General features: G+C 59.6%; 14 protein-coding genes, 1 tRNA gene and 1 pseudogene. 9 read left to right on the plus strand and 7 right to left on the minus strand.

Features of this window, described 5'->3' with window-relative positions; all coding sequences use genetic code 11:
- The 4 genes and pseudogenes from ACRC1E_RS04205 to ACRC1E_RS04220 all read left to right on the plus strand — a co-directional run.
- Positions 1-194, plus strand: a pseudogene (locus tag ACRC1E_RS04205) (octaprenyl diphosphate synthase); the annotation flags it as partial.
- Positions 195-204: 10 nt separating this feature from the next.
- Positions 205-279, plus strand: a tRNA-Arg gene (locus ACRC1E_RS04210).
- 523 nt (positions 280-802) lie between these two features.
- Positions 803-1,006, plus strand: coding sequence for a cold-shock protein (locus ACRC1E_RS04215; protein ID WP_438513858.1), 204 nt, complete (start codon positions 803-805; stop codon positions 1,004-1,006).
- A gap of 213 nt (positions 1,007-1,219) precedes the next feature.
- Positions 1,220-2,038, plus strand: a complete 819-nt coding sequence (locus tag ACRC1E_RS04220) for a DUF3025 domain-containing protein (RefSeq protein ID WP_438513859.1) — start codon at positions 1,220-1,222, stop codon at positions 2,036-2,038.
- On the opposite strand, the gene ACRC1E_RS04225 is transcribed toward ACRC1E_RS04220, so the two are convergent.
- Positions 1,984-3,189 carry a YihY family inner membrane protein gene (locus ACRC1E_RS04225; RefSeq protein WP_438513860.1) on the minus strand — a complete coding sequence of 402 codons (1,206 nt, stop codon included), beginning with the start codon at positions 3,187-3,189 and terminating at the stop codon, positions 1,984-1,986. The genes ACRC1E_RS04220 and ACRC1E_RS04225 overlap by 55 nt on opposite strands.
- 55 nt (positions 3,190-3,244) lie before the next feature.
- Between ACRC1E_RS04225 and wrbA the strand changes: the two genes are divergently transcribed.
- Complete coding sequence (gene wrbA, locus ACRC1E_RS04230) at positions 3,245-3,838, plus strand: NAD(P)H:quinone oxidoreductase (RefSeq protein WP_438513861.1); 594 nt, start codon at positions 3,245-3,247, stop codon at positions 3,836-3,838.
- A 16-nt stretch (positions 3,839-3,854) separates the two neighbouring features.
- Here wrbA and ACRC1E_RS04235 read toward each other — a convergent pair whose 3' ends face one another.
- The 4 genes from ACRC1E_RS04235 to metX form a co-directional block, all read right to left on the minus strand.
- Positions 3,855-4,280 carry an MliC family protein gene (locus ACRC1E_RS04235; protein WP_438513862.1) on the minus strand — a complete coding sequence of 142 codons (426 nt, stop codon included), beginning with the start codon at positions 4,278-4,280 and terminating at the stop codon, positions 3,855-3,857.
- Positions 4,277-5,542, minus strand: coding sequence for an AmpG family muropeptide MFS transporter (locus ACRC1E_RS04240; protein WP_438513863.1), 1,266 nt, complete (start codon positions 5,540-5,542; stop codon positions 4,277-4,279). The genes ACRC1E_RS04235 and ACRC1E_RS04240 overlap by 4 nt, the downstream gene beginning before the upstream one ends.
- Before the next feature lie 91 nt (positions 5,543-5,633).
- Positions 5,634-6,227 carry a methionine biosynthesis protein MetW gene (metW, locus tag ACRC1E_RS04245; protein WP_438513864.1) on the minus strand — a complete coding sequence of 198 codons (594 nt, stop codon included), beginning with the start codon at positions 6,225-6,227 and terminating at the stop codon, positions 5,634-5,636.
- A complete protein-coding gene (gene metX / locus ACRC1E_RS04250; RefSeq protein ID WP_438513865.1) occupies positions 6,224-7,366 on the minus strand; it encodes a homoserine O-succinyltransferase MetX in 1,143 nt (380 codons plus the stop codon). Before metX ends, metW begins: the two co-directional genes overlap by 4 nt.
- Before the next feature lie 122 nt (positions 7,367-7,488).
- On the opposite strand from metX, the gene ACRC1E_RS04255 reads away from it, so the two are divergent.
- From ACRC1E_RS04255 to ybaK, 3 genes are all read left to right on the plus strand, one after another.
- Complete coding sequence (locus ACRC1E_RS04255) at positions 7,489-7,671, plus strand: protein MIGRI (RefSeq protein WP_438513866.1); 183 nt, start codon at positions 7,489-7,491, stop codon at positions 7,669-7,671.
- A 141-nt stretch (positions 7,672-7,812) separates the two neighbouring features.
- Positions 7,813-8,733, plus strand: coding sequence for a TIGR01212 family radical SAM protein (locus tag ACRC1E_RS04260; RefSeq protein ID WP_438513867.1), 921 nt, complete (start codon positions 7,813-7,815; stop codon positions 8,731-8,733).
- Positions 8,734-8,792: 59 nt separating this feature from the next.
- The gene (gene ybaK / locus ACRC1E_RS04265) at positions 8,793-9,275 is read left to right on the plus strand and encodes a Cys-tRNA(Pro) deacylase (RefSeq protein WP_438513868.1); all 483 of its coding nucleotides are present in this window, start codon (positions 8,793-8,795) and stop codon (positions 9,273-9,275) included.
- Here ybaK and ACRC1E_RS04270 read toward each other — a convergent pair.
- Positions 9,272-10,486 carry a multidrug effflux MFS transporter gene (locus ACRC1E_RS04270; protein WP_438513869.1) on the minus strand — a complete coding sequence of 405 codons (1,215 nt, stop codon included), beginning with the start codon at positions 10,484-10,486 and terminating at the stop codon, positions 9,272-9,274. The genes ybaK and ACRC1E_RS04270 overlap by 4 nt on opposite strands.
- Positions 10,487-10,554: 68 nt before the next feature.
- On the opposite strand from ACRC1E_RS04270, the gene arsC reads away from it, so the two are divergent.
- Positions 10,555-10,899 (plus strand): arsenate reductase (glutaredoxin), encoded by a 345-nt coding sequence (arsC, locus tag ACRC1E_RS04275; protein ID WP_438513870.1) that lies wholly within the window; start codon positions 10,555-10,557, stop codon positions 10,897-10,899.
- Between the two features lie 66 nt (positions 10,900-10,965).
- On the opposite strand, the gene ACRC1E_RS04280 is transcribed toward arsC, so the two are convergent.
- A partial coding sequence (locus ACRC1E_RS04280; RefSeq protein ID WP_438513871.1) for a penicillin-binding transpeptidase domain-containing protein occupies positions 10,966-12,176 on the minus strand: 1,211 nt, incomplete at its 5' end.

A 12,176-nucleotide genomic window follows, 5' to 3' on the forward strand; every position in this document is an offset into this window, starting at 1 on the left:
TTGCCAATGCCAATCGCGACCATTTCCCGCAAGTGCTGTCTGCGGTACAATGCTGCGGCGCACTGGATTATGCGACCGCCGAAGCCGAACGCGCGGCGGATGCAGCCATTACTGCGATAGCCGGTCTGCCGGAATCCGATGTCAAGGCTGCACTGATCGATCTGGCTTATCAGGCAGTACGCCGTCAGGCCTAAACCTTTTTAAGTCTCCGTAGTTAAATGGATATAACGGCCCCCTCCTAAGGGGCAGTTGTGGGTTCGATTCCCGCCGGGGGCACCAATAAGCAGTTCCGTAAGGTTCCAAGAAGTCCACCAAACCCGCACAGCACAAGGCTTTGCGGGTTTTTTGTTGTCTGCAATAGTGCGCTAACGTCCCATAGCAGCCGGCACATTGTGGGGGTATATCTGGGGGCATATGGCAAAGCCAGATATTTTGATGCCCCCAAACATCTCATATGGATTTTAAGATAAGCACATTTATGAGAGATGATAAAAACACAGCCTGCCACGCAGGCCGCCCCTAAAAACGCCTTATAAACAAAGACCTGAAATCGAAAGCACCTCTCGCCAAAGCTGCAAAAAGGCCTTATCAGGAGCAAACCTTGCCATTTTTTTTACAAAACCATTTGACCGGTCGGGGCAAGGTGCGTATAACTACTTCCGCAAGATCTTCAAGTAGTAGATTCAAGTTCAGAGTTGTTCCTCTTTATTGCGGTACTGCATTGTTCCACTCGGTCTTCCTTGATTATTGCGCATTCGGGCATATGCTCATTTTTACAGTTGTTGTTTTAAAGGAATAAAAAATGGAAACCGGTACCGTTAAGTGGTTCAATGATGCAAAAGGCTTTGGCTTCATCACTCCTGATGCAGGCGGCAACGACCTGTTTGCACACTTCTCCGAAATCCGCGCTGACGGCTTCAAGTCGCTGGCCGAAGGCCAGAAAGTTAGCTACGTTTCCGGCATGGGCCAAAAAGGCCCACAAGCAACGAACATCCAGCCAATCTAATCGATTGAACTGAATCGTTGTATCGAAAAGCCCCGCATTGCGGGGCTTTTTGCATGTCCGGCATTTCTTCCGCTTAGTCACACGGCAATCGCTGATACGCGCCGGCATCAAGATAAGCAGTGAGCCGCAATCAACTCCGGGGCGAGCATTAAGCCCGCGCCCAAAGTGACGACTTGCCTTAAAATGGCAGGCCACGCACCCGAATAGTCCGGCATGACAACCAGCAACTTTCCACCCGCACCCGCTCCTTTTTTTGCCACCCTGGACACACTTGCCCCGCTGCTAGCCTCGCTGCAAGACTGGCCGCAGCAACAGGACTTTGATGCACTGCTAGCAGGCGCCCGTACTGCAGGCATCAAACTCCCCGCCAGCCTGCACTTTGCCTGCGACCTCGAGCCAGACGCCTATTACGAAATGCACATAGGCTGCACCGGCGAAGTACCGACGCGTACGCAAAACTGGCACGACTGGTTTAATGCCCTGTGCTGGCTCATCTGGCCCAAGACCAAGACGGCACTCAATGCGCGCCACGTAAGGGCAATAGAACGCGGCGAGGTCAAGCGCGGCCCGCTCAGGGATGCGGCGACTTTGCTGGACGAGTGCGGTGTGATTGTCGCGAGTTGCCGGCCGGATCTTTTGGCGGCACTGGACGAGATGGACTGGCAACGGCTGTTTATCGACCACCGCGATGCCTGGGGGCAAGAAGTCCTGCCACGGGTTCTGGGGCATGCCATTTTCGAGCAGGCACTGACACCACATCCGGGCTGGTGCGCCAAGGCGCTGCTGGTACAGGTCGAGGCGGATTTTTTTAATTTGTCACCGGCAGCCCAGCTTTCAATACTGGATAGCCGGCTTGCCTGCGCACTGGACGACGACAACTGGCTGAGCAGCCCGCGCCAGATGCCGCCCTTGCCGCTACTGGGGATTCCGGGCTGGGATGACGCCAACCTCGACCCGGCTTACTACCAGAACAGCCGCTACTTTTGCACCACACGCAGGGCAAAGTCGGCCAGTGTGGTGTTATCCAGCTGATCGACAAAAGGCTGAAACAGGCTATCGACAGCCTCGGCCAAGTTGTCGTCAGCCGCATCACCACGATAGACGAATAGCTGGAACAGCTCGGCCATCGTCACGGCGGATAGTTTGCGGCTCAGCACCCAGTCTCCGGACTGGGTGGCCAGCACCATATGGGCGGCAGACAGCCTATCCAGCACCCGTCCCAACTCGTCGTAACCGACTGCGATCTCACGCCGCAATGCTTGCGGGCTGACCGCCCGCCCGGACGCTTGCGCGGCATCCAGCAATACCATCACTTCCAGCGCATCAAGAAAACGTCGTCGCGGCTCATTGCGCCGGCACCACGCCTGCCCTTCCCAGTACGATAGCGAGGCGGTAAAACTGGCGCCGACCAGCAACACCATCCACAGCAAATACAGCCACAGCAGAAAAATAGGGATACTGGCAAACGCGCCATAAATCGTCTGATAGGAGCCCATCTGCCCGATGTACAGGCCGAACAGCGCACGCATCAGCTCCAGCAACACAGCCGTCAGCCCGCCGCCCAGCGCGGCATGACTCAGCGGCACGAAGCGGTTGGGAACAATACGCAGCAGCAGACTTAACACCAGCGTAGTCAGCAGCACCGAACCGCCAATCTGTATGGCCTGATCCAGCAAGGGGGACACCTGTTCGAAACGGGTGACTTTGAACAACCAGCGCCAGCTCAACAGGCCGCCGCCGAGCAGGATGGGGCCGAGCGACAGCACCATCCAGTAAATCATGGTCTGCTGCAGCAATGGCCGTGGCTTGTTAACGCTCCAGATGGCATTGAAGGTACGCTCGACCGTCGACATCAGCATCACCGAGGTCGCCCCCAGAAAGACCACGCCCACCAGCGTCAGCCCGGCCGCATTCTCGGCAAACTGGCGCATATAGACGGTAATCACCTTGCCGGCAAATTCAGGCACCAAGGTAGTCAACAGCAGTATCTTGAAGCGGGTGCTGTACTCGGAAAACGCCGGGAAAGCCGAGAATACGGTCAGCGCAATCGTAAACAGCGGCACCAGCGCCAGCAACGTGGTAAAGGTCAGACTGCCGGCAACTTGCGGCAAGCGCAAGCGGGCCATGCGTTTCAGAATAAAACGGACGAAACCGAACAATGCTTCAGGACGTGGGAAAGTCATGGATTCCAAGTGTAAGATGCTGCCATAACTCATGGTAACGATTTTCGGAGACACGATGCAGGATATCCTGGTGCTTTATTACAGCCAGCACGGCGCAACCCGCGAACTGGCGCGCCTGATCGCACGCGGTATCGACAGTGTAGACGGTTGCCGCGCACGCTTGCGTACCGTCCCCAAGGTTTCGGCAGTCTGTGAAGCCACCGCACCAACCGTACCCGATACCGGCGCCCCCTATGTCGAGCGCGCAGATCTGGCCGAATGTATAGGCCTGGCACTGGGCAGCCCGACCCGTTTTGGCAATATGGCAGGCGCGATGAAATATTTTATCGACAGCACCAGTGCCGAATGGATGGCAGGTACGCTGGCCGGCAAACCGGCCTGCGTCTTTACCAGCACCGCCTCCATGCATGGCGGACAGGAAACCACACTCACTTCGATGATGATTCCGCTTTTCCATCACGGCATGCTGATGCTGGGCCTGCCCTATACCGAGCCCGAACTGGCCGCGACCACCAGTGGCGGCACGCCTTATGGCGTCAGCCATGTTGCGGGGCTGAAGAATGATCACGCCATCACCGATGCCGAGCGCAAGCTGGCGCTGGCGCAAGGCAAACGGCTGGCCGAGATGGCGAAGAAGCTGGCGGCCTAAACTTCAGCTTGATCAGCTAGCTCTGCTGCGCCACACACTGGCGCAGCAGCCGTCGGCCTCCACGTGTACTCAGAAAAGCGGTCTCCCCCTTAGTCCACCACACCAGCTTGCTACTGGCGTAGCGCGCCCCGCTACCACTCGCGGCCAGACTCAGGCGATATTGCTGCCCCTTCCACCGCAGGCGGATAGGCTGCGTAGCCGCATCGGCGTAAGCCGGATACAGCACGCTAACCTCTTGCGCCCCCGAGCAGCGGTATTCCACACGAAACGGCACCGATCCCAAAGGCGCTTCGATAACAAGGGGGCGCGCAGGGACGACAACTACAGGTGAAACCGGCACGGGCAGCGGAGCGCTACTCTCTAGCGCCGGCTGCGGTGCACTGGCATCGGCCCACACCGCACTACTGATCATGAATAACACCGCAGAAACATACTGCTTCATGCTCCATCCCCTTTCCATGGGGCCACCTTGTGTAGCAAGGCCATACCCGGCAGCGCCAATACAGTACAAATCAGGAAAAACATCGTCCAGCCCAGGCTGTCGACCAAATAACCGGTACCGGCATTGGCCACCGTGCGCGGTACGGCGGCCAGACTGGTAAACAGCGCAAACTGGGTGGCGGTATACGCCGGGTGGGTGGTGCGTGCGATAAAAGCCACAAAAGCCGCCGTACCCAAGCCTACGCCCAGCGCCTCAAAACCGATCACCAGCGCAAGGGCCGACAATTCGCTGGCGCCAACCACGGCAAAGCTGCCCTTGGATGCGAGCCAGGCAAAGCCCAGTATCGACAGCACCTGCACCACGCCGAATGCCCACAAGGCACGGTTGATACCCAGCTTGATCATCCATGCCCCACCCAGCAAGCCGCCGATCACAGCCGGCCACAGCCCCGCATGCTTGGCCACCAGCCCGATCTCGGACTTGGAAAACCCCATATCCAGATAAAACGGCGTCGCCAGCGCGGTGGCCATGCTGTCGCCCAGCTTATAGAGGAAGATGAAACCCAGAATCAGCAACGCACCCTTGATGCCGCTGCGTCCCATAAACTCGTGAAACGGCTCGACCACCGCCTCGCGCAAAGTCTTGGGGGTGGCGGCCGCCAGCGCAGGCTCGCTCACCATCAGCGTCATGGCGATGCCGGGCAACATGAAAACGGCGGTAATCACGAACACCTGCGCCCATGGCAGATGATCGGCCAGAATCAGCGCCAGCGAGCCCGGAATCAGGCTGGACAGACGGTAGGCATTGATATGGATGGTGTTGCCCAAGCCCAGTTCGCGATCGGACAAAATCTCGCGCCGGAAGGCATCGATCACCACGTCCTGACTGGCAGAAAAGAACGAGACCCCCAACGCCAACGCCGCGATGGTCATCAGATCCTGCTGTGGCGAAAACAGGCCGAAGCCCATCATCGACAGCAAAAGTGCGCACTGGGTCAGCAGCATCCAGCCGCGACGCCGGCCGAACAACGGCGGCGCGAAGCGGTCCATCAACGGCGCCCACACAAACTTCCAGGTAAACGGCAACTGGATCAGCGCAAACAGGCCGATAGCCTTGAGGTCTATGCCCTCGCTGCGCAGCCAGGCCGGCAGCAGGTTGATCAGCAAATACAGCGGCAAGCCGGAGGCAAAACCGGTAAAGACGCAAATCAGCATCTTGCGCGACAGGATTTCGTGCTTCCAGTCGGTGGGCGCGTCAGTCATGAATGGAAACAGCCTTTACAATCGGGATGAAAAATCTGAACCCGGCATTCTACGCCAGCCATCCGGCCGGCACACGAATCCCGACGCGGCCTTATCGCCTGCTGACGCGATAAAACGCCAGACTACCCAGCAGGTTGGGCATAAAGTGGATGCGCCGCCCCTGATCCATCACCACCCGTTCCAGCACGCGGATGCCGTTCTTGGCACACAGCGCCTCGAAATCGCCCAGCATGCACCAATGGATGTTGGGCGTGTTGTACCACTGGTAAGGCATGGTTTCCGACACCGGCATCCGCCCCTTGAGGATCTGCCAGCGATTGCCCCAGTAACCGAAATTGGGAAAGGTCACGATGGCTTCACGCCCGACGCGCAGCATCTCAACCAGAATCTGCTCGGTGTGGCGCATCGCCTGTATCGTCTGCGACAGCACCACGGTATCGAAACTGGCATCACCGAACTCGGACAAGCCGGTTTCAAGGTCGGCCTGGATCGCATTCACTCCGCGTCCGACACAGGCCACAATATTGGCCACATCGAAGTCGACACCATAGCCGCGCACCTGCTTGTGCTGCTGCAGGTGGGCGAGCAACTCGCCCGAGCCGCACCCCAGATCCAGTACATGGCCATCAGGTTTGATCCAGTCGGCGACCAGCGCCAGATCCGGACGCAAGGCAAACGTATTCATGCCGCAATCTCCCGGGCAACACGGCCAAGATAGGCACGCATCAGGTTTACATAGGGCTCGTCCAGCATCAGAAAAGCATCGTGCCCATGCACCGACTCGATCTCGGCGTAACTGACCTGCCGGCCGGCGGCAACCAGCGCCTTGACCGTTTCGCGCGAGCGCTCGGGCGAGAAACGCCAGTCGCTGGTAAAGCTGGCCACCATAAAACCGGCCGTGGCGCGCTGCAGGGCCGCGACCAGATCGCCGCCGTATTCGCGGGCCGGATCGAAGTAGTCGAGGGCTTTGGTCATCAGCAAATAGGTATTGGCGTCAAAACTATCGGAAAATTTGTCACCCTGATAGCGCAGATAGGACTCGATCTCGAATTCGACATCGAAGCCGAACTGGTATTCGCCCGAGCGCAGCATGCGGCCGAATTTCTCGCCCATGCCGTCATCCGACAGATAGGTGATATGGCCCAGCATGCGCGCCAGCCGCAGGCCGCGCCGCGGCAGTACGCCTTGGGCGTAGAAGTTGCCGCCGTGAAACTCGGGATCGGTCAGGATCGCCTGGCGCGCCACATCGTTGAAGGCAATATTCTGTGCCGACAACTTGGGCGCAGAGGCGATCACCAGCGCGTGGGCGATACGCTCGGGGTAGCGGATGCTCCAGTCCAGCGCCTGCATGCCGCCCAGACTGCCGCCGATGACGGCAGCCCAGCGCTCGATGCCGAGACGGTCGGCCAGACGCGCCTGCGCCAGCACCCAGTCCGGTACCGTAACCATCGGAAACGCCGAGCCCCATGGTGCGCCGGTCGCCGGATTGATCGATGACGGGCCGGTGCTGCCGTGACACCCCCCCAGATTATTGACGCCGACCACAAAGAAGCGATCGGTATCAATGGGCTTGCCCGGCCCTATCATGCTGTCCCACCAGCCGGCGGCCTTGTCGGACTCGCTATAGCGCCCGGCGACATGATGGTGACCGGACAGGGCATGGCAAATCAGGATAGCGTTGCTTCTGGCCGCATTGAGCGTGCCATAGGTTTCAAACACCAGCTGATAGGCGGGCAATACCGCCCCGCTGGCCAGCGCCAGCGGGGTATCAAACTGGGCGCACTGGGCGCTGACCAGACCGACAGAAGAAGATAGGGCGGACATGAATAGCTTGCTGCCTCGAAAGTATCGGCATGGGACCGGTCAGCCATTATATCGTTTGGGCAGACTTGCGTAAGAGCCAAGTACAACGTGATAATGAGCCGCCTTCTTCCACTGGCCCTTTCATGTTCGGTCGCCTGTTCAAATTCTTCATCCTGTGTTTTATGTTCTATGCCGCCTATCGCTGGCTATTCGACCGCGGCCAGAAGAAAACCCTGCGCGAATGGGCAATCACGCTGGCGCAGGCGCTGGTCATCAGCTCGGCCATCTTCGGCGTGCTGTACCTTCTGGGCTGGCACCGTTTGTGAGTAAACACAAGGAATAGGGAATAGGGAATAGGGAATAGGGAATAGGGAAAGCATCATGCCCTGTTACACCCAAGTCTTTGATCCAGCACAGGGAATCGCCCGGCCGCAGCTGCTAGACTGCCCGACTTTTTCCCGGCCGCCATGCAACTCGATCACTACGTCCACACCTTCGGCCACTATCTGAAAGCACGCTTCGGCGAGCGGGTACACAAGCTGTCGCTGTCCGGCGATTTCACCTGCCCCAACCGCGACGGCACGCTAGGGCGCGGCGGCTGCACTTTTTGCAACGTCAAGAGTTTCGGCCGCGATGCCGGCATGCTGTCGATCAGCGAACAGATTGCACGCGAAAAAATCCGAACCGATCGCGCCCGCCGCTATCTGGCCTATTTTCAGGCCTACACCAGCACCTATGCCGAAGTCGCCACGCTGAAGGCCTTGTACGATGAGGCGGCCAGCCAGTCCGACATCGCCGGACTGTGCGTCGGCACCCGTCCCGACTGTGTGCCGGATGCGGCACTGGATCTTCTGGCCGGCTATCAGGCGCAAGGCATGGAAGTCTGGCTGGAGCTGGGCTTGCAAACAGCGCACGATGCCACCCAAACACGTATCCGCCGCGGCCATACGCTGGCCGACTACCGCGATGCCGTTTCCCGCGCCCATGCGCGCAAGCTCAAGGTCTGCACCCACCTGATCGCCGGCCTGCCCGGGGAGAGCCATGCCGACATCCACAGTACACTACAGACCGTACTCGACATCGGTGTCGAGGGGCTCAAGCTGCACCCGCTGATGATCGTGAAGGGCAGCCGCATGGCGGCGCAGTACCAGCGACAGGAGGTCATGCCGATGCCGCTGGACGAATATGCGGCACTGGCCGCCGCCCTGATCCGCGCGACCCCGCCCGAAGTGGTCTACCACCGCGTCTCGGCTACCGCACAGGCACCGACGCTGATCGCACCCGACTGGTGCGGCCCGCGCTGGCTGGCCATGCAGGCCATCGCCGACGATCTGGCGTGTAACGGCGCACAGGGCACAACATTGGGCAGGCCCTGGTCGGCAAGCTGAGGCTTGTCTGGCAAGCCCTGCGCCCCTAAGCTCTCATTTATTTTTTACTGGAAACGACCATGGCCAAGGACAAGACGCCTGTTACCCAGGCAGTACGCGTATTGCGCGAGCACGGCATCGCCTTTAGCGACCACCTGTATAAATATGAGGAAAGGGGCGGCACACGCGTGTCGGCACGCGAACTGGGCGTGGACGAACACGCGACCGTGAAGACGCTGGTGATGGAAGACGAGCTCAAGCAGCCACTGATCGTACTGATGCACGGCGACCGCGAAGTGGCGACCGGCCTGCTGGCCCGCGCGATCGGCGTCAAAAAAGTCACGCCCTGCGACCCCAAGACCGCCGACAAACACAGCGGTTATCAGGTCGGCGGCACCAGCCCCTTCGGCACCCGCCACACCATGCCGGTCTATATGCAGGCCAGCATCGCCACCCTGCCGCGCATCTATATCAATGGCGGCAAGCGCGGCTACCTAGTGGGCATGGATCCGGCTGATGCAATCAAGGTGCTCAGCGCGATACTGGTCGAAGCGGCCGCTTAACGGCCGGCACTGGCGTGACGCCCCACCCGCGAGCGGTAGGCAAAACGAAAACCGAAACCCAGCACCAGAAAGCCGGCCATGCCGCAGGCTAAGCGCAGCGGACTGCCCCATAGCAAGGGCGAGATCACGCCGGCCACCAGCGCCCCCAACATGGTCTGGGTAAAGCCCTGCAAGGACGACACCGTGCCGCGCAACTCGGGGAACTGGTCCATCAGCGTCAGCGTGATCGACGGCGCTGCCAGCGACATCCCGGTGGTGTACAGCATCAAGGGCAACACGCTTTGCGGGATACCGGCCGGCAACCACAGGCAGACGGCCAGATTGGCGGCGGCCGCGGCAAACATCATGTAGTAGGCAATGGAGACCAGCTCGCGAGCGCCGCGCCGGCCGGCCATCCGGCCCGACAAATAGGCGCCCAGCATGATGCCGCCGACCGCAGGACCGAACATCCACAAAAATTCGTCCGGCCCCAACCCCAGATGGCGCATCAAAAACACCGGCGCCGACGGAATATAGAGAAAGAAGCCGGCAAAATTGCACGACACGGCCGCAGCCAGCAACTGGAACTCGCGCTTGGCCAGCACCGTCCGGTAGCTTGCCAGCATGGTCGACAGATGCAGGGGCTGACGCTTTTCCGGCGGATGTGTTTCCGGCAGCGCAAACCAGCTGATGCAAAACAGGCCGAAACCGATCAGCGCCATAAACAGGAAAATGGAGCGCCAGCCAAAGCCGCCATATAGCCAGCCGCCCACCACTGGCGCAATCGCCGGCGACAAGGAAAACAGCATGGTCACCTGCGACATCAGGCGCTGCGCGGCAGGGCCATCCAGGCAATCGCGGATAATCGCCCGCCCCACCACCAGCCCGGCCCCGCCACACAAACCCTGCAAGCCGCGAAACAGCAGCAAAGTGCCCAGACTCTCGGCCATAAAGCAGCCGATCGAGGCCACGCCAAACAATAGGGTAGACACCAGCAAGACCCGCCGCCGGCCGACCGCATCGGAAATGGCGCCATGCCACAGCATCATGAAACCGTAGCAGAACAGATAGACCGTCAGGGCCTGCTGGATTTCGATCGCATTGACACCCAGCGCATCGCCGATGGCGTGCATGGCCGGCAAAAAAGTATCAATGGAAAACGGGCCCACGGTAGACAAGGCCGCCAGCAGAAAAGCGAGCGCCCCGTGGCGTCTGGTAGCAGATGATGGCATGCTGTATCCGGAGTATGGTCATAAACAAGGGCACGGTCTGAGCGTGCCCCGGGAAAAAGGAATAAGGCATGATCCGCCTGTACCACAATCCACGCTGCTCAAAATCGCGTGAAGCACTGCAACTGCTGCAAGATGCAGGTGCCGAAGTCGAAGTGATTGAATATCTGAAGCAGGTGCCCAGCATCGAAGAGCTGGAGCAGCTGCTAAGTCTGCTGGGCATGGTGCCGCGCGAATTGATGCGCCAGCGCGAAGAGGAGTATGAGGCACTCTATCTTGACGACATCGCGCTGGAGCATGCGCAACTGCTTGCCGCCCTGCACAACAATCCGTGCCTGATAGAACGCCCTATTGCCATCAAGGGCGAACGCGCCGTGATTGGCCGCCCGCCGGAAAAAGTCCTGACACTGCTATAAGCGCGGTCAAACCCGCACCGTTAAAAACGGGCGACAGGCCTATGTTTAAGGCTTGCCGCCCGTGGCTCAGAACAATAGTTCCTTCACGTTCTCCACCGCATCCTGTGCCGCATCAGGTGGAACTTCCGGCTCCACTACCTCTTCCTGGGCAGGTTTTGCCGCACCCGGCACCGAGCCGCGGTTATTGATCTGCAGTTCGGGGTTGGTACGCTGGAACTCTTCCATATAATACTCGTCATTGCCGCGCAGTCCGGCGCCCGCCCGGACCACAATGCCTTCGGGTGGAGGCAGATCGACTTCAGGCTGGCCTTTGAGCGCATTACCCATGTAGTTGGTCCAGATCGGCAAGGCCGCAGTACCGCCATAGCCGAACCGCCCCAGACTACGCGGCTGGTCATAGCCTACCCAGGTCACCGCCACCAGATTGGGGCTAAAACCGGCAAACCAGGCATCACGGAAATCGTTGGTGGTACCGGTCTTGCCAGCCAGATCCGAACGACCCAGGCTCATGGCGCGATTGGCAGTGCCAAAGCGCACCACATCGCGTAGCAAACTGGACGTGATAAAGGCATTGCGCGTATCGATCACCTGCGGCGCCCCTTGCCCGGCAACGGCCGGTGAGGTGCGGGCAATCACCCGTCCATTAATATCCTCGATGCGGTCGATGAAATAAGCACGGGTGCGATAGCCGCCATTGGCAAACACCGAATAGCCCTCGGCCATCTGCAAGGGCGTCACCAGCCCGGCACCGAGCGCCATGGTCAGATAGGCCGGATTATTCTTGGCCGAGAAGCCGAAACGCTGGGTATATTGCTGGCCGTAATCGGTCCCTATCGCCTGCAGAATGCGGATGGAAACCATATTCTTGGACAAGGCCAGCGCGCGGCGCATCGAAATCATGCCGGCGTAGCGGTTGTCGTCATTTTTAGGCTCCCAGCGCTGACCGCCTATGCTGGCAGGGTCAATCGACAAGGGCGCATCATTGATCAGCGTCGATGCGGTAAACCCGCGATCCAGACCTGCCGAATAAATAAACGGTTTAAAGGTCGAGCCCGGCTGACGCCAAGCCTGTGTCACATGGTTAAAGCTGCGGCGGTTGAAATCGAAGCCGCCCACCAGTGACTTGATGGCACCGGTACGGGGGTCCATGGAGACAAAAGCCCCTTCGACTTCAGGCATCTGGACAATTTCCCAATAACCTTTGGGATTGGGCTGGATGCGCACCACGGCACCGGGGCGAATCTGCTGCGCCGGTGTCAGGCGCTTGGACAGTGCCG

Source organism: Craterilacuibacter sp., assembly GCF_051659485.1.
Taxonomy (GTDB): domain Bacteria; phylum Pseudomonadota; class Gammaproteobacteria; order Burkholderiales; family Chromobacteriaceae; genus Craterilacuibacter.